The following is a 24,491-nucleotide window of genomic DNA, read 5'->3' on the forward strand; positions in this document are numbered from 1 at the left end:
CATGGCCGAACGCTACACCGCACAGGAGATGCTGGCGCGTCTCGTTTCCTTTCCGACGGTTTCCAGCCGCAGCAATCTCGACCTCATCGAATTTGTCGAGAACTACCTCGCCGGACATGGCATCGCCTCGACACGGGTGCCCGATGCGACCGGCACCAAGGCGGCCCTGCATGCCATTGTCGGCCCTGCGCTCGACAATGGCGTCGTGCTGTCCGCGCATACCGATGTCGTCCCGGTCGAGGGGCAGGCATGGTCGAGCGACCCTTTCACGCTGCGCGAGGCCGACGGCCGTCTCTACGGACGTGGCACCTGCGACATGAAGGGGTTCGCGGCCTTGATGCTCGCGGCCGTGCCGGACATGGCGGCAGCTCCGCTGACGCGGCCCGTTCACCTTGCCCTGTCCTATGACGAGGAGCTTGGCTGCCTGGGCGCTCCGCCGATGATCGACAACATGCTGTCGGACGGCCCCCGCCCGGCAATGGCCGTCATCGGCGAGCCGAGCAGCATGAAGGTGATCACCGCGCACAAGGGCACCGCCTTGCTGCAGGTGTCCGTGCGCGGTCATTCCGTGCACTCCAGCCAGTGGGACCGCGGCGTCTCGGCGATCGCCAATGCGGCGCGCATCATCGCCTGGCTTGACGACAGGACCCGCGAAAATCGCGACCGCGCGGATCCCGGGCTCGCCATGGACCCGCCGTTCACCACCCTTCATTGTGGCGTCATCGAAGGCGGCACCGCCGCCAACATCATGGCCCGGTCCTGCAAGTTCGTCGTCGACATACGAACCGTGCCGGGCGAAACGCGCCAGATGTGGCAGGCACGGCTTGAGGGCTTCGTCCGGGACGAGATCGAACCAGCGATGCAGCAGGTTCTCGCCGACACGGGCGTGACCATAGAGTGCATCGCCGATTCTCCTGCCCTTGCCGAGGAAGCCGACGGCCCCGCGGAAGGTCTGGCCCGCCGCCTGACGGGCGACAACGGCCGGCACATGGTCGTCTATGGCACGGAGGCCGGACAGTTCCAGGAGCGTGGCATCTCCTCCGTCGTCTGCGGTCCCGGTTCGATCGACCAGGCCCACCAGCCCGACGAATTCATCGAGATCGCACAGCTCGCCGCCGGCGAACGGTTCGTCTCGCGCCTGATCGCGGACCTTTCGCGCTAGCCGCGAGGACAGTATCGCTCGCGTCCGCCGCTGGCATGTGCCGCGGATATGTCAGGTTTCGGAACAAGCTTACGTTACGCAACTTTGGTCCTCGTCCAAACTGCCGGCAAAGCACGCTGGACGAGGGCTCGCGAGCTTGCTTAGATGCAGGTTCCGGGCTGTCGCCATGACAGCTCCAGAAGCGCGGGAACGACGCCGGAGAAACCGGCGCGAAACCGTGCCTTCCAGAACGACAAGTCATGAGGGGACTATGCGCATCAAAACAACTGTGGCCACCGCGGCGCTCGCAGCGACGCTGATGGGAACGGCCGCATCGGCCGAAACACTCCGATACGCCTTCCAGGGAACGCTCAACCAGCTCGATCCCTATACGCTGAACGAGACCTTCACGCTCGGCTCGCACGGCAATGTCTACGAGGGACTGACCCGCCGCGCACCGGACCTGACCATCGAACCCGCCCTCGCCGAGAGCTGGGAAGTGGTCGAACCGAACCGCTGGCGCTTTCACCTGCGCAAGGGCGTGAAGTTCCACAACGGCAACGACTTCACCGCCGACGACGTTGTCTTCTCCGCCGAGCGCGTGCGTTCGGAAGGCTCCGACCTGACCACCCGCATCGGTGCCGACGTCAAGGTCGAGAAGGTCGACGATCACACCGTCGACTTCATCCTGCCCGGTCCGAACCCGATCCTGCACTACGAGTGGGACACCTGGTACATCATGGACAAGGAGTGGACCGAGGCGAACAACGCCGTGAAGGTCACCTCCGCATCGGATACGACGCCGAATCACGCCGCACTCAACGCCAACGGCACCGGCTCCTACAAGATCGTCAGCCACGAGCCCGGCGTGAAGACCGTGTTCGAGAAGAACGAGAACTGGTGGGACGAGGCCAAGGGCAACATCGACCGCGTCGAGTTCACCCCGATCGGCTCCGACGCCACGCGTGTCGCCGCGCTGCTGTCGGGCGAACTGGACATGGTCTACCCGATCCCGGTGCAGGACATCAAACGCGTCAACGACAATGCCGGCACCAAGGCGTTGACCGGTCCGGAGCTGCGCACGATCTTCCTCGGCTTCGACCAGAGGCGCGACGAGTTGCTCTACTCCAGCGTCAAGGGCAAGAACCCGTTCCAGGACGTGCGGGTGCGCAAGGCCTTCTACCAGGCCATCGACATCAACGCGATCAGCGACAAGGTGATGCGCGGCCTGTCGACGCCCTCGGCGCTTCTGATCTCGCCGTTCCAGTACTCGCGCTCCGACGAGTTCGAGCGCTACCCTTACGACCCGGAAGCTGCCAAGGCCCTGCTTGCCGAGGCCGGCTATGGCGACGGGTTCTCGGTCGGGATGGACTGCCCGAACGATCGCTACGTCAATGACGAGGCGATCTGCCAGGCGGTTGCCTCCTTCCTGGCCCGCGTCGGGATCAAGGTCGATCTGAATGCCCAGCCCAAGGCGCAGTATTTCGCCAAGGTGCTGGCCTCGAACGGGTATGACACGTCCTTCTACCTGCTCGGCTGGACGCCGGGTTCGTTCGACAGCTGGAACGTTCTCCACAACATCACCGGCTGCCGCGACGACAAGGGCAACGGCGGTCCGTTCAACCTGGGCGGCTACTGCAACCCCAAGGTCGACGAACTGTCCGCGCAGATCCTCGTCGAGAACGATCCGGTGAAGCGCGACGAGCTCATCGCCCAGGCCTTCACGATCATTCATGACGACGTCTCGCACATCCCGCTTCACCAGCAGGGTCTCGCCTGGGGCGTGTCGGACAAGGTCGAGGTGGCACAGCGCGCCGACAACCAGTTCCACTTCCGCTGGGTCGTGAAGAACTGACGTAGCGCAAGCGCGTTCGGCAGTCCGGCTGCAAGGGCCGGGCTGCCCCTTTTCTCAAGATCGGTCGAGGACAAGCGATCGGCATCCGCCGGATGTCGCGATCGCTGCCACCAGCGCGCGGATATGCCGGTATCCGTACGCAGCCAAGCCCAGCCGGAACAGGGGCGCCATGCTTGCCTTCACCATTCGTCGCCTCGTCCAGGCCGTCCTGGTCATGCTCGTGGTGGCACTGATTTCCTTCACCCTGTTCCGCTTTGTCGGCGACCCCGTCAACCAGATGGTGGGCGTCGAGACGACACCGGAGCAGCGCGAGGCCCTTCGCGAGCGGCTCGGACTGAACGATCCGATGCTCACCCAGTTCGGACGCTTCATCGTCAATGCGGCGCAGTTCGACTTCGGCACCTCCTACCAGTTCCGGCAACCCGTTGCGGAACTCATCGGCCGGCGCCTGCCCGCCACGCTGGAGCTGTCCATCGTCTCCGCGATCTTTGCCCTGTTCGTCGGCATACCGATGGGCGTCTACACCGGTCTCCACCGGGACAGCATCCTGTCGAAACTGTTCCTGTCGATCTCCCTGATCGGCATTTCGCTGCCGACCTTCTTCATCGGCATTCTGCTCATCTTCCTGTTCTCGGTCACCTTGCAATGGCTGCCGAGTTTCGGACGTGGCGACGTCGTCCAGCTGGGCTGGTGGTCGACCGGCCTGCTGACGTGGAGCGGCATCAAGGCACTGATCCTGCCGGCCATCACCCTCGGCCTCTTCCAGATGACGCTGATCATGCGTCTGGTGCGTTCTGAAATGCTGGAAGTGATCCGCACGGACTACATCAAGTTCGCCCGTGCGCGCGGCCTGCGCCAGCGCAGCATCAACTTCCGGCACGCCCTGAAGAACACGCTTGTTCCGGTGATCACCATCACCGGCCTGCAACTCGGCTCCATCATCGCCTTCGCGATCATCACCGAGACGGTCTTCCAGTGGCCGGGCATGGGTCTTCTGTTCCTGCAATCGGTGCAGAATGTCGACATCCCGATCATGGCCGCCTACCTGATGCTGATCGCCTTCCTCTTTGTGACCATCAACCTGATCGTCGACCTGCTCTATTTCCAGGTCGACCCGCGCCTGCGCGCCGAACGCGCGACGCACTAGGAGCCGCTCATGACCCCCGCCACCGGAGAGGAAGCCAAGGAACCCGTGCCGGCCGGCCCGGTTCCGCGCGGCATGCTGGCCCGCATCCTCGACAGCGACATCCTCCACTCGTTCCTGCGCTCGAAGGTGACGGTGCTCTCCGCCGTCGTGACGCTCGCCTTCTTCATCGGCGCCGCCTTCGCGCCCTGGCTTGCCCCGCACAACCCCTTCGACCTCGCCAGCATCTCGATCCTCGATGCCCGCGTGCCGCCGATCGGCATGGAGTATCACGATCCGCGCTTCCTGCTCGGCACCGACGACCAGGGGCGGGACGTCTTTTCCGGCATTCTCTACGGCGCCCGCATCTCGCTGGCGGTCGGCTTCCTGTCGGTCCTGTTCGCCGGCGTTGTCGGCGTGCTGCTCGGTCTGATCGCCGGCTATGTCGGCGGCAAGGTCGACGCCATCATCATGCGCATCGCCGAAGTCCAGCTCACCTTCCCCGCGATCCTGATCGCGCTGCTGGTCGACGGCGTCGCCCGCGCCCTGTTCGGCAATCTCGACCGCGAGCGCTTTGCCTTCTGGATCCTCGTCTTCTCCATCGCGCTGTCCTTCTGGGTGCAGTTCGCCAGAACGGTCCGCGGCTCGACCCTGGTCGAGCGCAACAAGGAATATGTCCAGGCCGCCCGCCTGATCGGCATACCGCCGTTCCTGATCATGGTCCGGCACGTGCTGCCCAACGTGATCGGACCGGTGCTGGTCATCGCCACGATCAATCTCGGCCTCGCCATCATCACCGAGGCGACGCTCTCCTTCCTCGGTGTCGGCATTCCCCCGACGCAGCCCTCGCTCGGAACGCTGGTGCGGATCGGCAACGACTTTTTGTTCTCCGGCGAATGGTGGATCGCAATGTTCCCCGGATGCGCACTTGCGGTTCTGGTGCTCGCAGTGAACCTGCTTGGCGACTGGCTGCGGGACGCGCTCAATCCGAAGCTGCGCTGACATGAACACGAAGCGAAACGGCGGAAAATGACCCAGCCCCCCCTGCTCTCCGTGAAGGACCTGCGCGTCGAGTTCCCGACGCGGCGCGGTATCCTCACAGCCATCGACGGCATTTCCTTTGATCTCCACGAGGGCGAAGTGCTCGGCGTGGTCGGTGAATCCGGTGCCGGCAAGTCGATCACCGGCACGGCTGTCATCGGCCTTCTGGAGCCTCCGGGGCGCATCGCCGGCGGCGAAATCCGCCTCAAGGGCGAGCGCATCGACAACCTTTCCCAGCCGGCCATGCGCAAGCTGCGCGGCAAACGCATCGGCATGGTCTTCCAGGACCCGCTGACCAGCCTCAATCCCCTGTTCACCATCGGCGACCAGATCATCGAGACGATCCTCACGCATCTTCCGGTGTCGGAGCGCGAGGCGCGCGACCGTGCCGTCGCGCTGCTCGAGGAGGTCGGCATCCCGGCCGCCGGCCAGCGCCTGACCGCCTATCCGCACCAGTTCTCCGGCGGCATGCGCCAGCGTGTCGTCATCGCGCTGGCGCTGTGCGCCGAACCGGAGCTCGTCATCGCCGACGAACCGACCACCGCGCTCGACGTCTCCGTCCAGGCACAGATCATCCGCCTGCTTCAGCGCGTCTGCCGCGACCATGGCACCGCCGTCATGCTGATCACCCACGACATGGGCGTGATCGCCGAGACCGCCGACCGGGTCGCCGTGATGTATTCCGGCCGGATCGCCGAGATCGGGCCGGTGCGCGACGTCATCAAGTCGCCGAGCCACCCCTACACGATCGGCCTGATGGGCGCGATCCCCTCCCTCACCGGCGATCACGAGCGACTGACGCAGATCCCCGGATCCATGCCGAGGCTGGACTCGATTCCCACGGGCTGCGCGTTCAACCCGCGCTGCTCGCTGGTCATGGACCGCTGCCGGATCGAGCGCCCGCAGCTGATCGCCGCCGGCGAAAGCCAGGCCGCATGCTGGAAACTCCTTGAAACCGAAAGGGCGGCCGGATGACGAGCGCCAGCACGAACGACAATTCGGCCGTCGTCGAGGTCAACGCCCTGTCGCGAACCTTCGATGTCTCCAAGCCCTGGCTGAACCGGGTGCTGGAGCGCTTGCCCAAGGCCTTCCTCAAGGCGGCGCAGGAGATCTCCTTCTCGATCGACCGCGGCGAGACCTTCGCCCTCGTCGGGGAATCCGGTTCCGGCAAATCCACCGTCGCCAAGATGGTGGTCGGGCTGCTGGAAGCCAGTTCCGGCGAGATCCGCATCGAGGGCGTCGACATGCGCTCGCGCAAGCAGTCGGGCGTGGAAATGCGCGACCTGAGGCGGCGCATCCAGATGATCTTCCAGGACCCTTACGCAAGCCTCAACCCGCGCTGGCGGGTCGACCGGATCATCGCGGAGCCGATCCGGGCCTTCAGGCTGGAGACCTCGGAACAGGCGATCTCGGCGCGTGTCGGGGAACTGCTCGAGCTTGTCCGCCTGCATCCGCGTGACGGCGCCAAGTATCCGCACGAATTCTCGGGCGGCCAGCGCCAGCGCATCTGCATCGCGCGCGCACTCGCCTCCAAGCCGGAATTCCTCGTTTGCGACGAGCCGACCTCGGCGCTCGACGTCTCGGTCCAGGCGCAGATTCTCAACCTGATGAAGGACCTGCAGGACGAGTTCCAGCTCACCTATCTCTTCATCAGCCACGACCTTGCCGTCGTTCGCCACATGGCGCGGCGCATCGGCGTCATGTATCTCGGCAGGCTGGTCGAGGTCGCCGAAAGCCACGAGCTCTTCCGCAATCCCCGCCATCCCTATACCCGCATGCTGCTCGCCGCGATCCCTGACCTGGAGATGACCGGGCAGCCGCGCCGCGCGGTGGAGGGAGAAATCCCCAACCCGATCAGCCCGCCGACCGGCTGCGCTTTCCATCCGCGCTGTCCGCTTGCCAACGCGCGCTGCGCAAGCGAGTTGCCCGCCTTCCGCCACGACGGCGGAATGGGCGTTGCCTGCCATGCGGTCGAGGAAGGTCGCACGACGCCCTGAGCGACGCTGCCGGCAAGGCCTGCAGACACGGGGTGAAGACCGCACCATTTCGACCCTTGACCTTCCATTGACTGGAAGGCCTATCTCCTGTTCTGGAGTTGAACAGGGCATGTCCGGCCGCGTCCGGACGCCCGCACCGGAGATCCGTGAAATGTCACAGGCAACGCTCCAGGCAGATGCCCCGAGCCACCCGCACGCACCTGCGGGCACCGTCATTCAGCTGGATATCGGAGGCATGACCTGCGCCGCGTGTTCGGCGCGGATCGAAAAAGTGCTGGGCCGCAAGCCCGGCGTGGTCCGCGCCTCGGTGAACCTGCCACTGGAAACCGCATTGGTGGAAACCGACGGCAGCCTCGATGCGGCCGGCGTCATCGCGGCCATCGAGGCGACCGGCTACACCGCCGGCGAGCGGCCGACCGGCTGGCAGCAGGAAAAGCGCCGGCAGGATGAGAACGAGGCACGCGCCCGGTCGCGGGAGCGCCGCACCTTGATACTGCTGGTGCTTTCCGCGCTTCTCTCGGCACCGATGGTCGCCGGCATGGTCGGCGCGCCCTTCGGCGTGATGCTGATGCCACCCGCCTGGCTCCAGGCGGTACTGGCCGGCATTGTCCAGGTTTTTGTCGGTCGCCGCTTCTATGTCGGGGCCTTCAAGGCGCTGGCGAATGGCGCCGCCAACATGGACGTACTCGTCGTGCTGGGGACGACCGCAGCCTACGGATACAGTCTCGCGCTCACCGTGCTGGCCTGGCCGGAGGCCCCCGGCCATCTCTATTTCGAGGCCTCGGCGGTGATCCTCACGCTGATCCTGTTCGGCAAGCTGCTTGAGACGCGGGCCAAGCGCACCACGACTGCGGCTGTCCGCGCGCTCGGCGACCTGCGGCCGCAAGTGGCCCACCGCCTGACCGGCGATACGCTGGAGACGGTTCCCGTCGAGCATCTCTTTCCCGGCGACCATATCGTGGTCAAGCCGGGCGAGCGCGTCCCTGTCGACGGCGCTGTCCTGTCGGGCGAAAGCGAGGTCGACGAGGCCCTGCTGACCGGCGAAAGCCTGCCTGTCGCCAAGACCGCCGGCAGCCCCGTGATCGGCGGCACCATCAACGGGTCCGGCTCGCTCACGCTCGAGGCCACCGCGCTTGGCGACGACAGCAAGCTTGCCGCCATCATCCGCCTCGTCGAGGCAGCGCAAGGGTCCAAGGCTCCGGTGCAAAAGCTCGTCGACCAGGTGTCGGCGGTGTTCGTGCCAGTGGTTGTCGTCGTCGCCATCGCCACGTTTGCCGGCTGGTGGCTTGCCGGCGCCAGCCTCGATGCGATGGTCGGCGCGGCGGTCGCCGTTCTTGTCATCGCCTGCCCCTGTGCCCTTGGCCTCGCCACTCCGACCGCGCTCGTTGCGGGTACGGGCGCCGCGGCCCGTGCCGGCATTCTCATTCGCGACATCGAAGCCCTGGAAGTCGCCCACAAGGTGGACACCGTCATCTTCGACAAGACCGGCACACTGACGCTGGGCACTCCCCGGGTCACCGACATTCGCGCCTTCGACGGCAAGGCGGACCGGATCCTGCGGATCGCCGCGACGGCCCAGCAGCCCAGCGAGCACCCGCTTGCCTCGGCCATCGTCGAAGAGGCGCGGGCGCGCGGCCTGCAGGTCTCCCAGCCCTCGTCCTTCCGCTCGGTTCCCGGCCAGGGCATCATTGCGGAGATCGCCGGGGAAACCGTCCTGATCGGCAACCAGCGCCTGCTGGAGGCCCATGGCATCGACACGTTCCTGACCCGCCAGATCGCGCGCGAGCTCGAGGCCGACGGCAAGACCTGCGCCAGCATCGTCGTCGCCGGACGCGCCGTCGGCGTCATCGCCATGGCCGACACGGTCCGCGAGGAAACGCCGGAGGCCCTGTCCCGGCTGCGCGAGCTCGGCATCGAGACGGTCATGCTCACCGGCGACACGGAAGCGGTTGCCCGCACCGTGGCCGACCGCGTCGGCATCGCCCGTGTCATTGCCGGCGTGCCCCCGGAAGGCAAGTCGAAAACGGTTGTCGACCTCATCTCGCAAGGCCGTGTCGTTGCCATGGTCGGCGACGGCGTCAACGACGCGCCGGCCCTCGCAAGTGCCAGCATCGGCATCGCGATGGGATCGGGCGCGGAAGTGGCGATGGAGACCGCCGGCATCACGTTGATGCGGTCGCGGCCCGATCTTGTCGCGGATGCGCTCGGCATCTCGCGGGCGACCGTGCGCAAGATCCGGCAGAACCTGTTCTGGGCCTTCGTCTACAACGTGGTCGGCATCCCTCTCGCCGCACTCGGCCTGCTGACCCCCGCCTTTGCCGGCGCGGCCATGGCACTGTCATCGGTGTCGGTCGTCTCCAATGCCGCATTGCTGAGACGCTGGAGGGCGAAAGCACGCTGAACCGGCAGGAACGAAGGGCACGCGTGTCGAAGGAAAACGGTCATTGACGGGATGGAACTTGTATTACAAATAAAGGACCCCAGCCTGAAGCCCGGAGACCGGAATGACCGCCAGAGACCCGAAAGCCCTTCGTTCCCGTGCCTGGTTCGACAATCCTGACGATCCCGCCATGACGGCGCTCTATATCGAGCGCTACCTGAACTACGGCCTCACCCGGGACGAACTGCAGTCGGGCAAGCCGATCATCGGCATCGCCCAGACCGGCTCGGACCTCTCCCCCTGCAACCGCCATCATATCGAGCTGGCCAAGCGGGTACGCGAAGGTATCCGGGAAGCCGGCGGCATCTGCTTCGAGTTCCCGGTCCATCCGATCCAGGAGACTGGCAAGAGGCCAACAGCCTCGCTCGACCGGAACCTCGCCTATCTCGGCCTTGTCGAGCTTCTTTACGGGTATCCCATTGACGGCGTCGTTCTCACCATCGGTTGCGACAAGACCACGCCTGCCTGCCTGATGGCGGCGGCGACCGTCAACATCCCCGCCATCGCCCTGTCGGTCGGTCCGATGCTGAACGGCTGGCATCGGGGCGAGCGCACCGGGTCGGGAACCATCGTGTGGAAGGCGCGCGAGATGCTGGCCGCAGGCGAGATCGACTATGCCGGCTTCATGGATCTCGTCGCCTCCTCCGCTCCGTCGGTCGGCTATTGCAACACGATGGGCACGGCGACGACAATGAACTCGCTGGCCGAAGTGCTCGGCATGCAGTTGCCAGGCGCCGCCGCAATTCCCGCCACGTATCGCGAACGCGCGCAGGTGTCCTACCAGACCGGTCGCAGGATCGTCGACATGGTCTGGGAGGACCTGCGCCCGTCCGACATCATGACCCGCGAGGCGTTCGAGAACGCCATAGTGGTCAACTCGGCTATCGGCGGCTCGACCAACGCGCCGATCCATCTCAATGCCGTTGCCAGCCATCTCGGCGTGCCGCTCGACAATGACGACTGGCAGAAGCTCGGCCATCATGTGCCGCTGATCGTCAACATGCAGCCGGCGGGCGAGTATCTGGGCGAGGACTATCACCATGCCGGCGGCGTGCCGGCCGTTATCGCGGAACTGATGAAGGCGGACATGCTGCCCCATCCGCAGGCGCTGACGGTCAACGGCCGCAGCATCGGCGACAATTGCCGCGAGACGGAAAACCTCGACACGCGTGTCATCCGTCCGGTTTCCGAACCGATGGTCGACAAGGCCGGTTTCCTCAACCTGAAAGGCAATCTCTTCGACAGCGCGATCATGAAGACCAGCGTCATCTCGAAGGAATTCCGCGACCGCTACCTCTCCAATCCGGACGATCCGGAGGCCTTCGAGGGCCGCGCCATCGTCTTCGAAGGGCCGGAGGACTATCATCACCGCATCGACGATCCCGAGCTTGAGATCGACGAGCATTGCCTGCTCTTCATTCGCGGCACCGGCCCGATCGGCTATCCGGGCGGCGCCGAGGTCGTCAACATGCAGCCCCCGGCAGCCCTCATAAAGCGCGGCATTCATGCCATGCCCTGCATCGGCGACGGCCGGCAGTCCGGCACCTCCGGGTCGGCCTCGATCCTCAACGCGGCCCCGGAAGCTGCCGCCGGCGGCGGGCTTGCCTTGCTCAAGACGGGCGACCGGGTGCGTATCGACCTGAAGGCCTGCACCGCGAACATCCTGATCAGCGACGCGGAACTTGCCGACCGGCGGGCTGCGCTCGAGGCGAGCGGCGGCTTCCCTTACCCTGCGCACCAGACCCCCTGGCAGGAGATCCAGCGGACCTTCGTCGACCAGTTCGACAAGGGCATGGTGCTGAAGCCCGCCGTTGCCTATCGCGACGTCTCCCGGACAAAAGGTACGCCGCGAAACAATCACTAGCGCAGCGGATTTCCCGCAAGGTCGGCCTTGACGATTACGTAAGCGTCATGCTCTCTGGGGGCCGACATGCCGGACAGGTCCGGCGACAGGGAGACATGACATGAGCCTGAACGAACTGACCGAGGCGGTGCGCGGCAAGGTGGCCGGCGGCGGCATCTCCGACAGTGTGAAATTCGACTGCGGCGATGCCGGCGTCATTTTCGTCCAGGGGGCGGAGGTCACCAACGAGGACAAGGACGCCGACTGCACCATCACCATCTCGCAGGAGAATCTTGCCGACCTTCTCGCCGGCGAACTGAACCCGACGATGGCGTTCATGTCCGGCAAGATCAAGGTCGCCGGCGACATGAGCGTCGCCATGAAACTCGGCAGCATCGTTTGACCCACCCCGCGTCGCGTGCTCCCGGACCGGACACGCCGCGACATCGCCTTGCTGGACATGAAAGACCCCGGCGGTGCCTCGCACCGCCGGGGTCTTTCTTTGCGTGCCAGACGGCAGAGGCGTCAGCCTGTCCGCGTGACAAGTTCCGGACCCATCAGCCAGTAGGGCAGCCAGGTCGACAGGGCCGGCACATAGGTCACGAGGATCAGGAAGATGAACAGGATCACGACGAAGGGCGCGGCCGCCCTGACGACCTGAACCAGGCTCATCCCCGTTATTCCCGATGTGACGAACAGGTTGAGGCCGATCGGCGGGGTGATCATGCCGATCTCCATGTTCACCACCATGATGATGCCCAGGTGGATCGGGTCGACGCCCAGCGCCATGCCGATCGGGAACACCACCGGCGCGACGATCAACAGCAGGCCCGAGGGCTCCATGAACTGGCCGCCGATCAGCAGCAGGATGTTGACCGCGATCAGGAATGTGAACCAGGTGAACCCGGCGCCGATCATCCAGTCGGTGATTGCCTGCGGGATGCGTTCCGCCGTCAGCGTATGGGCGAACAGCAGCGCGTTGACGATGATGAACATCAGCATGATCGTCGTCTTCGCCGCATCGACCAGCGCCTTGCGGGTATCCGCATGAACGCAGGCGGGGAAGAAATACACCACCGTCAGCCACACGTTCCGGCCGATGGCCGCCGCGATGTTTTCGCCGTCCCTGCGCATCGGCACGCCTTTCAGCGGGCCCATGTCGCGATAGATGAAGATCGCGATCAGGTAGGCATAGACGGCGGCAACGGAAGCAGCCTCCGTCGGCGTGAAGATGCCGCCATAGATGCCGCCCAGGATGATGATGATGAGCAGCAGGCCGAAGCCCGCCTCGCCCGCAGCCGACCCCATCTCGCCGAACCCGGCGAACGGCTGCTTCGGCATCTTCTTGATGCGCGCGTTCACGTAGATCGCGATCATCAGCATCAGGCCGGCAACGATGCCGGGAACGACACCGGCCAGGAACATCCGCCCGACCGAGACGTCCGTTGCCGCCGCATAGACGACCATGACGATCGACGGCGGGATGAGAATGCCGAGCGTGCCCGCGTTGGCGATCACGCCGGCCGCGAATTCCTTGGTGTAGCCGACCTGCCGCATGCCGGCGATGGCGATCGTGCCGATCGCCACCACGGTTGCCGGCGACGAGCCGGAGAGCGCGGCGAACAGCATGCAGGAGAACACCGCGGCAATCGCCATGCCGCCGCGCAGATGGCCGACGCAGGCGATGGCGAACCGGATGATGCGCCGTGCGACGCCGCCCGTCGACATGAAGGTCGAGGCGAGAATGAAGAACGGGATCGCAAGCAGCGTGTAGTTCTGCGAGGCCGTGAACAGCTGCAGGGCCACCGAGGACATGGAGTCCTGCGAGAAGAATGCGATCGTGAGGATGCTGGACAGGCCCAGCGAGATGGAAATCGGGACGCCGAGAAACAGCAGCCCGAGAACCATGATGAACAGAACACCGGCTTCCATGGCTGCCTCTTAGTCTTTCAGGACGTCTTTGTTTTCGGCGACAAGCTCTTCCGCTTCGTGGGCGGCGATCATCATTTCGCGTTCCCCGCGAATGATCTGCAGCGCCGCCTGGATGCAGCGGAATGCAAAGAGCGTCAGGCCCACCGGCAGGATCAGATAGGCGATCCAGCGCTGGACACGCTCCTTGGTGCCGAACATTTCCTGAATGAGCTCGGGATAGCGCAGATCGTCGAGGCCAATGCCGATCTTGTACATGCGCGACCAGTAGTCGATCGCCCCGCCCCGCGTCTGGATGCCGAAGATCTGCAGCCAGTCGGCATAAAGAAGGATGACGGCATAGGCGACGCCGCACAGAGCACCGAAGACCGCGATAGCCCTGAACACCGGCGCCGGAAACAGCCGGATGATCGCGTCGACGCCGAGATGGGCGCCGATCTTCACGCCGTAGCTCATGCCGAACAGGATCAGCCAGGCGAACAGGATGCGGGTGAATTCAAGCGCTCCGGTCCAGCCGGAATTGAAGCCGTAACGGGCCACCACCTGCGTGAAGGAGACGATGGTCATCGCGGCGAGCAGGAACGCGATCACGTTCTCCTCGAAGCGCGTGACCCAGTTGTCGACGCGTTGCATCGCTTCCCCCAATTTTTCTCTTTTGTCGGGAACGTCATCAAGGCCGGACCGGGCATGGCCCCGGCTGTCCATGCCGCAAGCCATGCCCGATCCCGTCACCCCGTCATGGTTCCCGGAGGACACCCGCCACGGGCGGTGTCTTCCGGGAAAGCCTTTTCATCGCTCAGCTGGCGCTGTTCGACGCCTGCGCCGCCTCGATCAGGTCCTCGCCGATATCGCCGCGGAACTTGTCCCACACCGGCTTCATGGCATCGCCCCAGGCCTTGCGCTGCTCGGCGCTCAGCACGCGGATCTCGCTGCCCGCGTCGAGGATCTTCTGCCGGTTGGCGGCTTCCTTGCTCGCGACCTCGGCATTGGCTGCCATCGTGACCTCGTTGACGATGGTCAGGAACTGCTCGCGCACATCGGCGTCGAGACCGTTCAGCCACTCGTCGGACGTCACCAGCAGGTAGGCAAGAAGCTGGTGGTTGGTCTCGGTGATGCCGTCCTGCACCTCGAAGAACTTCTGCGTGTAGATGTTGGACCAGGAGTTCTCCTGACCGTCGACCACGCCCGTCTGCAGCGCGCCGTAGACTTCCTTGAAGGCGAGCTTCTGGGCATTGGCGCCCATCGCCGAAATCATCGCCTCGGCAACGTCGGAGGTCTGGATGCGGAACTTAAGGCCGGCGGCGTCGCTGGGAACCAGCAGCGGCTTGTTGGCCGAGAACTGCTTCATGCCCGAGCTCCAGTAGCCAAGGCCGACGAAACCGACATCGGTCATCGAGTTCAGCAGGCCCTTGCCGGCGTCGGAGACGGCGAAGCGGTCGATCGACGACAGGTCGTTGAACAGGAACGGCAGGTCGAAGAGGCGATACTTGAGCGTGTAGGCCTCGAACTTCGACAGCGACGGGGCGGCAAGCTGGACGTCGCCGAGAAGCAGCGCTTCCATGACCTTGTCGTCATCGAAAAGCTGGGAGTTCGGGAACACCTGCATGCAGGCCTTGCCGTTCATCTCCTCGTTGACGCGATTGGCGAGCATCGTCGCGGCATCGCCCTTGGGGTGACCCGTCGCAGCCACCACGTGGCTGAACTTGATGACCATTTCGCCATCGTCGCAATCGGCAAGCGCCGGAGCGGAGAATGCGAAACATGCGGCCGCGACTGCGGCCGTTGCGAACTTCTTCATGGATGTCCTCCCAGACATGATTGGCCGGGCGCGGAGCGCGCGGCAGTGGGGTCCGGCGGAAGGCCAGACCAGTCGCGACAAAATGTTAGCAACAGTCGTGCCACCTGCTCCCACCATAGGCAAAATGGCGCCATTCAAGGCATTCACCAGTATCGCCGATCAGGTCATCCATGTCGAATGGGTGGATTCCGACACATCCGGGACCGGCAATGGGTGGAAGACGACACATTGACCTTGCCGATAACGGCTATAGGTCGGCCGCTCCGCCATCTTCGCCGGAGGCGCCCTCGCGCTCCAGCCCGTGCCGGCGGATCTTCTCGTAGAGCGCCTTGCGAGACAGCCCTAGCCCCTCATAGGTGGCCTTCAGGCGACCCTCGTTCCGGGCGAGCTCCTCGGCGATCACCGCCTTCTCATAGGCCGCCACCCGCTCCGACAGGCTGCGCCCGACTTCCGCTTCCAGCGGGTCGAGCGCCTCCAGCCCAAGCACGAACCGGTCGGCGACATTACGCAGCTCGCGCACGTTTCCGGGCCAGTCGCGCGCCATCAGCGCCGCCAGATAGCTGGCACTCGCGTCAGGGATTTCCCGGCGGTAGCGTGCCCGCGCCTCACGCGTCAGATGGTGGAAGAGCAGCGGAATGTCTTCCTTGCGGGCCCTGAGCGGCGGGATCTCCAGGCTGACGACATTGAGCCTGTAGAACAGGTCCTTTCGGAAACGGCCGTTGTTTCCCGCCGTCTCCAGGTTCTCCTTGGTTGCCGCCAGGAAGCGGACGTCCAGCGGGATCGAGCTGTTGGATCCAAGCCGCTCGATGCTGCGCGTCTCGATCACCCTGAGCAGCTTGACCTGCAGGTCGAGCGGCATCGACTCGATCTCGTCGAGGAACACCGTTCCGCCATGGGCGTGCTCGAGTTTGCCGATCCGCTGGCGTGCGGCCCCGGTGAAGGCCCCTTTCTCGTGCCCGAACAGCTCCGACTCGATGATCTCCGCCGGCAACCCGCCGCAATTGAGCGCGACGAAGGGACCGTTGCGCCGGTTGCCTTCCTCGTGCAGGGCGCGCGCCACCACTTCCTTGCCGGCGCCGGTCTCGCCGATGATCAGCACGTCCGCATCCGTGCCGGCGAGCGCGCCGACGAGACCGCGCAGCCGCTCCATCACCGGCGAGCGACCGACGAGGCGACCCTCCATCCCCGAGCGGTCGGCCAGTTGCTCGCGCAAGGCCCGGTTTTCCAGCACCAGCCGGCGCTTCTCGAGCGCCCGCTCGATGACCGTCGACAACCGGTTCACGGGAAACGGTTTCTCGATGAAGTCGTAGGCGCCGGCGCGCATCGCCTGGACGGCGAGCGGCACATCGCCATGGCCGGTGATCAGGATGACCGGCAGCGCGGCATCGATCTCCAGCGCCTTGCGCATCAGTTCAAGACCGTCGCTCTGCGGCATCCGGATGTCGGTGACCAGTACACCGTAGAAGTCACGCCCGAGATGGCCGATGACACCCGACGCTGCGGAGAAAGTCGAGACGCAATGCCCGGCGAGTTCCAGCCCCTCGCTGAGCGCTTCGCGCAGATCCGGCTCGTCGTCGACCAGCAGTACCCTTGCCTTGTCCATGAATGTCTCGTTCCCCAGCGGTCGCAGAACCGGATGCCCGACCGTCCGGGCGGCCCCGTTACTGTGCGGCGTCGCTCAGCCCCTGGACAAGCGGCAGCCTCACCGTGAAGGCCGCCCCGCCCCCTTCCGCGGCGCCGACGCTCAGGCTTCCGGAAAAATCGTGGACGATCTTGTAGGCGATCGAAAGCCCGAGGCCCAGCCCCTTGCCGACATCCTTTGTGGTGAAGAACGGATCGAAAACCTTGCCGAGCAACTCCTCCGCAACGCCCGGCCCGTTGTCGCGCACCTCGATCACGGCCTGCCCGGCCTCCATGCGTGTCGTGATGGTCACGACGCCGTCGCCGCGCCCGTCCACAGCATCGAGCGCGTTGGCGGCAAGGTTGAGCACCACCTGTTCCAGCCGCACATGCCCGCCGACCACCTGCAGCGCCCCGTCGAGATGCCTCACCTCCAGGCGCGCTCCACCCTGCTTGACCCTGGGCGACAGGAGCATCACCGTCTCGTCGATCACCGGCTTCAGCGCCGTCGCCTTGAGGTCCGTCCCTGCCCGACGGCTGAAGCCTTTCAGGACGCGGGAGATCTCCGCCATGCGCTCGACCATCGCGATGATCCGGTCGAGCCCGGCCTCGACCCGCTCGCCCATGTCACGCTCCAGAAACAGCTTGGCATTGTCGGCGTTCGAGCGGATCGCGGCCAGCGGCTGGTTGAATTCGTGCGAAAGCGCGGCCGACATCTGGCCGAGGGTCGCCATCTTCGCGGCTTGCACGAGGTCGGCCTGCATGTGGCGCAGTTCGGCTTCCGCCGCCTCGCGCTCGGCAACCTCGCGCGCCAGTCGCGCGTTGGCTTCCGAAAGGTCCCGCGTACGGGCCCGCACCTTGCGCTCCAGCCGCAGCGCCGAAAGCCGGTCCTCGCGCATGCGCCGCATCACGGCGACACGCCGGTCGGCCGCCACCCAGGCGACGCCGCTCAGCAGCAGGCAGACGAGAACCGCGATCGCCGCGACCTTGTGAGCTTGCGAGCGTGCATCGGCGGTATCCGCAAAGGCGGCGATACGCCAGTCGAGAACCGGCAGCGTGCGGGCCATCATCAGGTAAGGACCCTTGCCCGGCGCGTCCTTGAAGGTGACGTAGGTCGCGTCGGTGGCCGCGGCCGCCGCCCCGTCGCCGGTTTGCGGCACCCGTGCGCGCCCCTGCCGCTCCAGCCGCGCCGCCGCCCGCTGCCCGCGCCATTCCGGGCGATTGGTGGCGACGATCTCCCCGGCCTCGTCTATCGCCAGGATTGGCGCCGGGCTGAGCGCCCAGGCCTGTTCGACCTCCGCCAGGCTGACCCGTACGAGAACGACGCCGATCACATCCGGCCCGTCCCGGACCGCCGAAGCGAAGACATAGCTGCCCGGCGCGCCGCCCGTTCCACGCCGATACGCGCGGCCAAGCCGGCCCTGCAGGGCCTCGGTCAGCGGCACCGGTCCGACCGCCTCCCTGCCACCGGGTTCGGGGCGGGGCGAAAGATGGCTGGACGCCATCACCTCGCCGCGTGTGTCGAGAAAGGCGACCTCGCGCGCGCCCGCCATCCCCGCCGCGATCGCCGCCACCCGCTCGCCGGCGGCGCGGTCGCCGTCTAGGATGATGTCACGGATGTCGGGTCGCAGCGCCAGCAGCGGCGGCAACAGGCGGAACTTGTCCAGTTGCCGCTCGAGCGTCGCCGACTGCACCGAGAGCAGAGCCTGCGCCCGGGTCGCGACCTCGGCCGCGAAGAGACGGGTGGCCAGTTCCCAGGTGACCCATCCGATACCCGCCGTCATGGGCAATGCAAGGCACAACACCAGCACGTGCAAGGTGTTGCGCTGCGCCTTGCGGAAATATGTCTTCATGCCACCTTCCAACGGGCGATCGACGCGAGAGAGCCTTCCCCCGCCCCGTCAACCGATCCTAGCCGCACGGGCTTTCGCGCACAAATGCGCCAGAGGGCCGGCGCCGTCAGCTTCTCCGGTCGGCGCGCATCATTTCGGCGGCCTTTTCGGCGATCATCATCGTCGGTGCCGCTGTGTTGCCCGACGTGATCGCCGGCATCACCGAGGCATCGGCGATACGCAAGCCGGCCAGTCCGCGCAGCCTCAGCCGGGAATCGACAACGGCCTCGTCGTCCGCGCCCATCCGGCAGGTTCCCGCCGGATGGAAGATGGTCGTGCCGATGTCCCCCGCCGCCCGGGCGAGATCCTCGTCGCTGCGCACCAGCGGGCCGGGAAGGTGTTCCACCGGCGCATAACGGCCCATCGTGTCGGCGGCCATGATCCGGCGGGTCAGCCGGATGCTGTCCGCGGCAACCTTCCTGTCAGCCTCCGTCGAGAGATAGTTGGGCCGGATCTCGGGATGCACCATCGGATCGCGCGAGGCCAGATGCACCGATCCCCGGCTTTCCGGACGAAGGTTGCAGACGCTGAGGGTGATCGCCGGAAAGGAGTGCAGCGGATCGCCGAACTTGTCGAGCGACAGCGGCTGCACGTGATACTCGATATTGGCAGTTTCGAAGGAGGGGTCGGAGCGGGCGAAGACGCCAAGCTGCGAGGGCGCCATCGACATCGGGCCCGAGCGCGACAGGGCGTATTGCGCTGCGATCTTCGCCTTGCCCCAGAGATTGGAGGCAAGCTGGTTCAGCGTCACCGCTCCGCTGACCTTGAAGATCGTCCGGAGCTGCAGGTGGTCCTGCAGGTTCCGGCCCACCTGCCGGCTTTCGACAAGGGTGTCGATGCCGTGGCGGGAAAGTATCTCCGGATCACCGATGCCGGACAGTTCGAGCAGATGCGGCGAACCGATCGCGCCGGCGCAAAGCACCAGCTCTCCGGTGACGCGCACCCGTGCAGGCGCTCCGTCGACCGTCAGCTCGAGACCGCTTGCCCGTCCGTCCTCGACGATCAGGCGGGAGACCTGGGCCCGGGTCGCGACCTTGAGATTTTGCCGGCTCATGACCGGCTTCAGGTATCCCTTGGCCGCCGTCCAGCGAACGCCACCACGTTGCGTGACCTGGAAGTAGGACGAGCCGAAATTGTCGCCGCGGTTGAAGTCGTCGACCCTGGGAATGCCGACTTCCTCGCAGGCATCGCGCACCGCATCGAGAATGTCCCAGGACAGCCGCTGCTCCTCGACCCGGCATTCGCCGCCCTGCCCGTGCATCTCGTCGGACAGCGCATAATGATCCTCGGCCCGGCGGAACAGCGGCAGCACGTCGTCCCAGCCCCAGCCGTCCAGTCCGCCCTGCCGCCAGCCGTCATAGTCGCGCGCCTGGCCGCGCATGTAGATCATGCCGTTGATGGACGAACATCCGCCCAGCACCCGGCCGCGCGGATAGGCGAGCGCGCGGCCGTTGAGGCCCGCTTCCGGTGCCGTCCGAAAGCCCCAGTCCGTGCGCGGATTGCCCATGCAGTAGAGATAGCCGACCGGGATGTGGATCCAGATGTAGTCGTCCTTGCCACCCGCCTCGAGCAACAGGACCTTCACTTTCGGATCGGCGGAAAGCCGGTTCGCCAGCACGCAGCCGGCGGAACCCGCCCCCACGATCACGTAGTCCCACTCACCAAGGTCCTGCATATCCCCTCCGCTCCAGGCAAACCGGAGCGGAACGATGCCTTCTGGCGGTGTCAAAGGCAAGCTGCGGAAAGCGCGCCTCGCGCCTCAGGCGCCGGTCTCCAGCACGGCCCGCTCGACTTCCTCCACAAGACCGGGCTCCAGCCCGAGGCGCGCGGCCAGCATCTGCAGATAGGCGCGCTCGGCCGGATGGTCGGGATCCACGGCAAGCCGCGAGGCGGCATAGACCTCGAGCGCCGCCTCCGGGCTCGTCGCACCGGCAACGACCCGGTCGATGTCGAGCGGCGCGCGCAATTCGTCCATGACGAAGGCTTTCGCCTCGCTGTCGAGGGACAGCTGGTCGAGACGGTCGAAGATCCTCGCCTGCTCGTCGGCGTCGATGTGGCCGTCGGCTTTCGCGGCCGAGATCATCGCGGTGAGCAATGTCAGCGCAAAGGCATTCTCGCCGCCGGGTTGGCGTTCGGGGGAAAAAGGGGAATCCGACGGCGGCGGCAGGACAGGCTCACCTGTCGGAGCCTGCCGGTTCTCGCCCTGGCCACGCGATCCCTGATAGTCCCGATAGGCCTTGTAGGCGAGACCGGCAACCACGGCCATCCCGCCATAGGTCAGCGCCGTCTTGCCGAGCTTGCGGCCCCCCTTGGTGCCGAGCAGCAGCCCGGCAAGGCCTCCGGCCAGGGCACCGCCGGCAAGGCCGCCGGAATTCGAGCGCAGATAGTCCTTCCCGCGCGCCATCATGTCACCGGCCCCGCCTGTCCCGGACCCCCGGCCCATGAATTCCTCAAGCAGCTTGCGCGCGTCGAACATCGTCACGTCTCTCCGTTCCCGTGGCAATCCGTCAGGAAACACCTGACACGGGAAGGACATGGGAAGCCTGGCCGAAAACTGCAAGCATCTCAGCGCGCGGCCTCGGCAAAGGGAAGCCGGTTGTCATCCTTCAGCGTCTCCATGGCAATCGAGGAGCGCACGTTGCGCACCGCGTCATGCGGCAGGAGCTCGTCATTGATGAAACGCGACAGGGCGGCCAGATCGCTCACCGCCACCTTCAGCATGTAGTCCATGTCGCCGGTCAGCACATGCGCCTCCTGCACTTCCGGCAGTGCCCGCACCAGATCGCGAAAGCGGCGGGCATTCTGGCGGCTATGGGCATTGAGCGCGACGCCGACAAAGGCCACCACCGTGAAACCGACCGCCGCAGGGTCGATATCGGCCCTGTAGCGCCGAACGATGCCGGCCTCCTCCAGCCGCTGCCGCCGGCGCGACACCTGCGAGGCGGACAGGCCGATCCGTTCGCCCAATTGCTGGTTGGTGGCCGACGCATCGTCCTGCAGGCAGGCAAGGAGTTTCAGGTCGAAAGGATCGAGATCCGTCATCTTGTGCAACTCAAGCCTTCTTTTTGCATGAACCGTGCACTGAGTAACTGATCCGCACCCATTTTGCACGCACCGTGCGCGGCATGAGGCGCATACTGTGCGGGAGATGGCCGCAAGCGGCCTGCCGATATTCGCCTGAGGAGGACAGAATGGGACCGTTTCCGCACGACGCACCGCCCGCCCGCATCGATGAGACCAATCCCGCCGGCACGGACGGCTTCGAGTTCGTCGAATTCGCCCATCCCGAGCCGGAGAAGCTGGACGCCCTGTTTCGTCGCATGGGCTATCTGCCCGTCGCGCGCCACAGGACGAAGGCCGTCACCCTCTACCGCCAGGGCGACATCACCTATGTGCTGAATGCCGAACCCGGCTCGCACGCCACCCGCTTCGTCGCGGAGCACGGTCCCTGCGCCCCGTCGATGGCGTGGCGCGTGGTCGATGCCAAACACGCCTTCGACCATGCGGTGAAGATGGGTGCGACACCCTATGACGGTGACGACAAGACCCTCGACGTGCCCGCGATCGTCGGTATCGGCGGCTCGCTGCTCTATTTCATCGACACCTACGGCGCCAAGGGATCGGCCTATGACGCGGAGTTCGAGTGGCTGGGCGAGCGCGATCCGAAGCCGGACGGTGTCGGCTTCTACTATCTCGATCACCTGACCCACAATGTCTATCGCGGCAACATGGACAAGTGGTGGGACTTCTACCGCGACCTGTTCGGCTTCAGGCAGATCCACTTCTTCGACATCGACGGCCGCATCACCGGCCTTGTCAGCCGGGCGATCACCTCGCCTTGCGGCAAGATCCGCATCCCGCTGAACGAGTCCAAGGACGACACCAGCCAGATCGCGGAGTACCTGCGCAAGTACAAGGGCGAGGGCATCCAGCACATCGCCGTCGGCACCGACGACATTTACGAGGCCACCGACAGGCTCGCCGCAAACGAGCTGAAGTTCATGCCCGGCCCTCCGGAGACCTATTACGAAATGTCCCGCGAGCGCGTGCACGGACATGACGAACCGATCGAGCGGATGAAAACGCACGGCATCCTGATCGACGGGGAAGGCGTCGTCGACGGCGGCACGACCAAGATCCTCCTGCAGATCTTCTCGAAGACCGTGATCGGCCCGATCTTCTTCGAGTTCATCCAGCGCAAGGGCGACGAGGGCTTCGGCGAGGGCAATTTCCGCGCGCTCTTTGAATCCATCGAGGAAGACCAGATCCGCCGCGGTGTGATCAAGGCCGACGCGGCCGAGTAGGCCAGGCGCCGGACACGGCACAAAAAAGGGGAGCGGTCATCACCGCTCCCCCTGTTGAGTCCGGACACAACCGCGGTCGATGCGAGCGCGCCTCACCCCGCACGCTGCCGCCCTGTTTCCCTGAGTGTCTCCAGAAAGGAATCCGCCCAGGCGGAGGCGTCGTTCTCGCAAATCCGGTCGAAAATCGCCTGCCACCTGTCGCGGCGCTCGTCGAGCGGCATGTTCAGCGCAGTCTGCAGGCTGGCCGCCACCCCTTCGGCCGAATGCGGATTGACGATCAGCGCCTCCGGCATGCCCTCGGCCGCCCCTGCGAAACGCGACAGGACGACGACGCCCGGATCCTCTGCCCTCTGGGCGGCGACATATTCCTTGGCAACCAGGTTCATCCCGTCGCGAAGCGGCGTCACCAGCGCCACCCGGCTTGCCCGATAGAGTCCGGCAAGCGCCCGGCGTGTAAACGACCGGGTCATGTAGCGGATCGGCGTCCAGTCGAGATCGGCGAACCGGCCGTTGATGTTGCCGGTCAGCTCCTCCAGTTCCCGGCGGATCTCTGCATAGGCGTCAAGATCCGCGCGCGAGGGAGGCGCCACCTGCATCAGGCTGACCTGTCCCCGGTTTTCCGGATAGTCGTCCAGCAGCCGCCCGAAGGCACGGAAGCGTTCCGGCAACCCCTTCGAATAGTCGATCCGGTCGACGCCGATGATCTGCTGGCGACCGGCGAGGAGCTTCTCGACACGCCCCGTCTGGCGCCGCGCCTCCGGTGTCGTCGCCTGCCGGGCAAAGCCCGCCGCATCGATCCCGATCGGGAAGGCTCGCGCGACCACCCGCTGTCCGCCCACCGCCAGTTCCCCGTCTCCGGTTTCCACGGCGTCGAGCTCCTCGACGACGAACCGGCGGAAATTGGCGGCGTCGCGCCGCGACTGGAAGCCGATAACGTCATAGGCAAGCATGCGACGCACCAGCGTTGCGGCGTTCGGCAGTCCGGCCAGCACCTCGGGCGCGGGAAACGGGACATGCAGGAAAAAGCCGAGCGGGTTCTCGACCTCCATGCCGCGCAACTCGGCCGCGAAGGGCAGGAAGTGATAATCGTGCACCCAGACGATGTCGTCCTGCTCGAGCAGCGGACGCAACCGCGTGGCGAAGCGCTCGTTCACGCGCCGGTAGCCGTCCTCAAGGCGGCGGTCGAACACGGCAAGGTCCAGCCGGTAGTGCAGCACGGGCCAGAGTGTCTTGTTGGAATAGCCCGCATAGAACTCGTCATAGTCGGCCTGGGTCATGTCGACGGTCGTCATGCTGACCTTCCGGGTCCCGGCCTGCTTCAGGTTGCCGAAGGAGCCCTCCTCCGAGATCTCCCCGCTCCAGCCGAACCACAATCCGCCTGTCTCCGTCAGGGCATCGACCAGCGCAACGGCGAGACCACCGGCGCGACCGGTATCGGTGAGCGGGCCAACGCGGTTGGAAACGACGACAAGACGGGACATCAAACTCCTCCAGACGGATTTGCGCGG

19 protein-coding genes are annotated in these 24,491 nt (G+C 65.7%); 10 read left to right on the forward strand and 9 right to left on the reverse strand.

The features are described 5' to 3' along the window. The first annotated feature begins 1 nt into the window (after position 1). The 9 genes from argE (at position 2) to ACN0T5_RS03600 (ending at position 11,843) form a co-directional block, all read left to right on the forward strand. Positions 2-1,162 (forward strand): acetylornithine deacetylase, encoded by a 1,161-nt coding sequence (gene argE / locus ACN0T5_RS03560; RefSeq protein ID WP_417767238.1) that lies wholly within the window; start codon positions 2-4, stop codon positions 1,160-1,162. Positions 1,163-1,412: 250 nt separating this feature from the next. After that, positions 1,413-2,996, forward strand: coding sequence for an ABC transporter substrate-binding protein (locus tag ACN0T5_RS03565; RefSeq protein WP_417767239.1), 1,584 nt, complete (start codon positions 1,413-1,415; stop codon positions 2,994-2,996). Positions 2,997-3,165: 169 nt separating this feature from the next. Further along, the gene (locus tag ACN0T5_RS03570) at positions 3,166-4,143 is read left to right on the forward strand and encodes an ABC transporter permease (RefSeq protein ID WP_417767240.1); all 978 of its coding nucleotides are present in this window, start codon (positions 3,166-3,168) and stop codon (positions 4,141-4,143) included. Between the two features lie 9 nt (positions 4,144-4,152). Then, the gene (locus ACN0T5_RS03575; protein WP_417767241.1) at positions 4,153-5,121 is read left to right on the forward strand and encodes an ABC transporter permease; all 969 of its coding nucleotides are present in this window, start codon (positions 4,153-4,155) and stop codon (positions 5,119-5,121) included. A gap of 27 nt (positions 5,122-5,148) precedes the next feature. Further along, complete coding sequence (locus ACN0T5_RS03580) at positions 5,149-6,135, forward strand: ABC transporter ATP-binding protein (RefSeq protein ID WP_417767242.1); 987 nt, start codon at positions 5,149-5,151, stop codon at positions 6,133-6,135. After that, positions 6,132-7,157 (forward strand): ABC transporter ATP-binding protein, encoded by a 1,026-nt coding sequence (locus ACN0T5_RS03585; RefSeq protein WP_417767243.1) that lies wholly within the window; start codon positions 6,132-6,134, stop codon positions 7,155-7,157. Before ACN0T5_RS03580 ends, ACN0T5_RS03585 begins: the two co-directional genes overlap by 4 nt. Before the next feature lie 151 nt (positions 7,158-7,308). Then, the gene (locus ACN0T5_RS03590) at positions 7,309-9,558 is read left to right on the forward strand and encodes a heavy metal translocating P-type ATPase (RefSeq protein ID WP_417767244.1); all 2,250 of its coding nucleotides are present in this window, start codon (positions 7,309-7,311) and stop codon (positions 9,556-9,558) included. A 103-nt stretch (positions 9,559-9,661) separates the two neighbouring features. Next, positions 9,662-11,461: an IlvD/Edd family dehydratase gene (locus tag ACN0T5_RS03595; RefSeq protein ID WP_417767245.1), complete on the forward strand. Its 1,800-nt coding sequence runs from the start codon at positions 9,662-9,664 to the stop codon at positions 11,459-11,461. A gap of 100 nt (positions 11,462-11,561) precedes the next feature. Next, positions 11,562-11,843 (forward strand): SCP2 sterol-binding domain-containing protein, encoded by a 282-nt coding sequence (locus ACN0T5_RS03600; RefSeq protein ID WP_417767246.1) that lies wholly within the window; start codon positions 11,562-11,564, stop codon positions 11,841-11,843. Between the two features lie 122 nt (positions 11,844-11,965). Here ACN0T5_RS03600 and ACN0T5_RS03605 read toward each other — a convergent pair whose 3' ends face one another. From ACN0T5_RS03605 to ACN0T5_RS03640, 8 genes are all read right to left on the reverse strand, one after another. Then, entirely contained in the window at positions 11,966-13,372 is a 1,407-nt protein-coding gene (locus ACN0T5_RS03605; RefSeq protein ID WP_417767247.1) for a TRAP transporter large permease, read from the reverse strand. A 9-nt stretch (positions 13,373-13,381) separates the two neighbouring features. Next, the gene (locus ACN0T5_RS03610; protein WP_417767248.1) at positions 13,382-14,002 is read right to left on the reverse strand and encodes a TRAP transporter small permease; all 621 of its coding nucleotides are present in this window, start codon (positions 14,000-14,002) and stop codon (positions 13,382-13,384) included. A 163-nt stretch (positions 14,003-14,165) separates the two neighbouring features. Continuing rightward, positions 14,166-15,167 (reverse strand): DctP family TRAP transporter solute-binding subunit, encoded by a 1,002-nt coding sequence (locus ACN0T5_RS03615; RefSeq protein WP_417767249.1) that lies wholly within the window; start codon positions 15,165-15,167, stop codon positions 14,166-14,168. Between the two features lie 247 nt (positions 15,168-15,414). Next, on the reverse strand, positions 15,415-16,770 hold the full coding sequence (locus ACN0T5_RS03620; protein ID WP_417767250.1) for a sigma-54-dependent transcriptional regulator: 1,356 nt from the start codon (positions 16,768-16,770) through the stop codon (positions 15,415-15,417). Positions 16,771-16,828: 58 nt separating this feature from the next. Beyond that, positions 16,829-18,640 (reverse strand): ATP-binding protein, encoded by a 1,812-nt coding sequence (locus ACN0T5_RS03625; protein ID WP_417767251.1) that lies wholly within the window; start codon positions 18,638-18,640, stop codon positions 16,829-16,831. A gap of 106 nt (positions 18,641-18,746) precedes the next feature. Next, positions 18,747-20,354 (reverse strand): GMC family oxidoreductase, encoded by a 1,608-nt coding sequence (locus ACN0T5_RS03630; protein ID WP_417767252.1) that lies wholly within the window; start codon positions 20,352-20,354, stop codon positions 18,747-18,749. A gap of 84 nt (positions 20,355-20,438) precedes the next feature. Next, positions 20,439-21,155 carry a tellurite resistance TerB family protein gene (locus ACN0T5_RS03635; protein ID WP_417767274.1) on the reverse strand — a complete coding sequence of 239 codons (717 nt, stop codon included), beginning with the start codon at positions 21,153-21,155 and terminating at the stop codon, positions 20,439-20,441. Between the two features lie 89 nt (positions 21,156-21,244). Continuing rightward, positions 21,245-21,721 (reverse strand): Lrp/AsnC family transcriptional regulator, encoded by a 477-nt coding sequence (locus ACN0T5_RS03640; RefSeq protein WP_417767253.1) that lies wholly within the window; start codon positions 21,719-21,721, stop codon positions 21,245-21,247. Between the two features lie 149 nt (positions 21,722-21,870). Here ACN0T5_RS03640 and hppD point away from each other — a divergent pair, with 149 nt between their 5' ends. Then, a complete protein-coding gene (gene hppD, locus ACN0T5_RS03645) occupies positions 21,871-22,983 on the forward strand; it encodes a 4-hydroxyphenylpyruvate dioxygenase (RefSeq protein ID WP_417767254.1) in 1,113 nt (370 codons plus the stop codon). Positions 22,984-23,075: 92 nt separating this feature from the next. On the opposite strand, the gene ACN0T5_RS03650 is transcribed toward hppD, so the two are convergent. Then, positions 23,076-24,464: an alpha,alpha-trehalose-phosphate synthase (UDP-forming) gene (locus ACN0T5_RS03650; protein WP_417767255.1), complete on the reverse strand. Its 1,389-nt coding sequence runs from the start codon at positions 24,462-24,464 to the stop codon at positions 23,076-23,078. Between the last annotated feature and the right edge of the window lie 27 nt (positions 24,465-24,491).

Origin of the sequence: Stappia sp. (assembly GCF_048261845.1) — a bacterium.
Classification (GTDB): Bacteria; Pseudomonadota; Alphaproteobacteria; order Rhizobiales; family Stappiaceae; genus Stappia.

Excerpts from the sequence above, each read along its gene's own strand:
- argE (WP_417767238.1), top strand. The coding sequence starts at position 2 with ATGGCCGAACGCTACACCGCACAGGAGATGCTGGCGCGTCTCGTTTCC.
- ACN0T5_RS03565 (WP_417767239.1), top strand. The coding sequence starts at position 1,413 with ATGCGCATCAAAACAACTGTGGCCACCGCGGCGCTCGCAGCGACGCTG.
- ACN0T5_RS03570 (WP_417767240.1), top strand. The coding sequence starts at position 3,166 with ATGCTTGCCTTCACCATTCGTCGCCTCGTCCAGGCCGTCCTGGTCATG.
- ACN0T5_RS03575 (WP_417767241.1), top strand. The coding sequence starts at position 4,153 with ATGACCCCCGCCACCGGAGAGGAAGCCAAGGAACCCGTGCCGGCCGGC.
- ACN0T5_RS03580 (WP_417767242.1), top strand. The coding sequence starts at position 5,149 with ATGACCCAGCCCCCCCTGCTCTCCGTGAAGGACCTGCGCGTCGAGTTC.
- ACN0T5_RS03585 (WP_417767243.1), top strand. The coding sequence starts at position 6,132 with ATGACGAGCGCCAGCACGAACGACAATTCGGCCGTCGTCGAGGTCAAC.
- ACN0T5_RS03590 (WP_417767244.1), top strand. The coding sequence starts at position 7,309 with ATGTCACAGGCAACGCTCCAGGCAGATGCCCCGAGCCACCCGCACGCA.
- ACN0T5_RS03595 (WP_417767245.1), top strand. The coding sequence starts at position 9,662 with ATGACCGCCAGAGACCCGAAAGCCCTTCGTTCCCGTGCCTGGTTCGAC.
- ACN0T5_RS03600 (WP_417767246.1), top strand. The coding sequence starts at position 11,562 with ATGAGCCTGAACGAACTGACCGAGGCGGTGCGCGGCAAGGTGGCCGGC.
- ACN0T5_RS03605 (WP_417767247.1), bottom strand. The coding sequence starts at position 13,372 with ATGGAAGCCGGTGTTCTGTTCATCATGGTTCTCGGGCTGCTGTTTCTC.
- ACN0T5_RS03610 (WP_417767248.1), bottom strand. The coding sequence starts at position 14,002 with ATGCAACGCGTCGACAACTGGGTCACGCGCTTCGAGGAGAACGTGATC.
- ACN0T5_RS03615 (WP_417767249.1), bottom strand. The coding sequence starts at position 15,167 with ATGAAGAAGTTCGCAACGGCCGCAGTCGCGGCCGCATGTTTCGCATTC.
- ACN0T5_RS03620 (WP_417767250.1), bottom strand. The coding sequence starts at position 16,770 with ATGGACAAGGCAAGGGTACTGCTGGTCGACGACGAGCCGGATCTGCGC.
- ACN0T5_RS03625 (WP_417767251.1), bottom strand. The coding sequence starts at position 18,640 with ATGAAGACATATTTCCGCAAGGCGCAGCGCAACACCTTGCACGTGCTG.
- ACN0T5_RS03630 (WP_417767252.1), bottom strand. The coding sequence starts at position 20,354 with ATGCAGGACCTTGGTGAGTGGGACTACGTGATCGTGGGGGCGGGTTCC.
- ACN0T5_RS03635 (WP_417767274.1), bottom strand. The coding sequence starts at position 21,155 with ATGTTCGACGCGCGCAAGCTGCTTGAGGAATTCATGGGCCGGGGGTCC.
- ACN0T5_RS03640 (WP_417767253.1), bottom strand. The coding sequence starts at position 21,721 with ATGACGGATCTCGATCCTTTCGACCTGAAACTCCTTGCCTGCCTGCAG.
- hppD (WP_417767254.1), top strand. The coding sequence starts at position 21,871 with ATGGGACCGTTTCCGCACGACGCACCGCCCGCCCGCATCGATGAGACC.
- ACN0T5_RS03650 (WP_417767255.1), bottom strand. The coding sequence starts at position 24,464 with ATGTCCCGTCTTGTCGTCGTTTCCAACCGCGTTGGCCCGCTCACCGAT.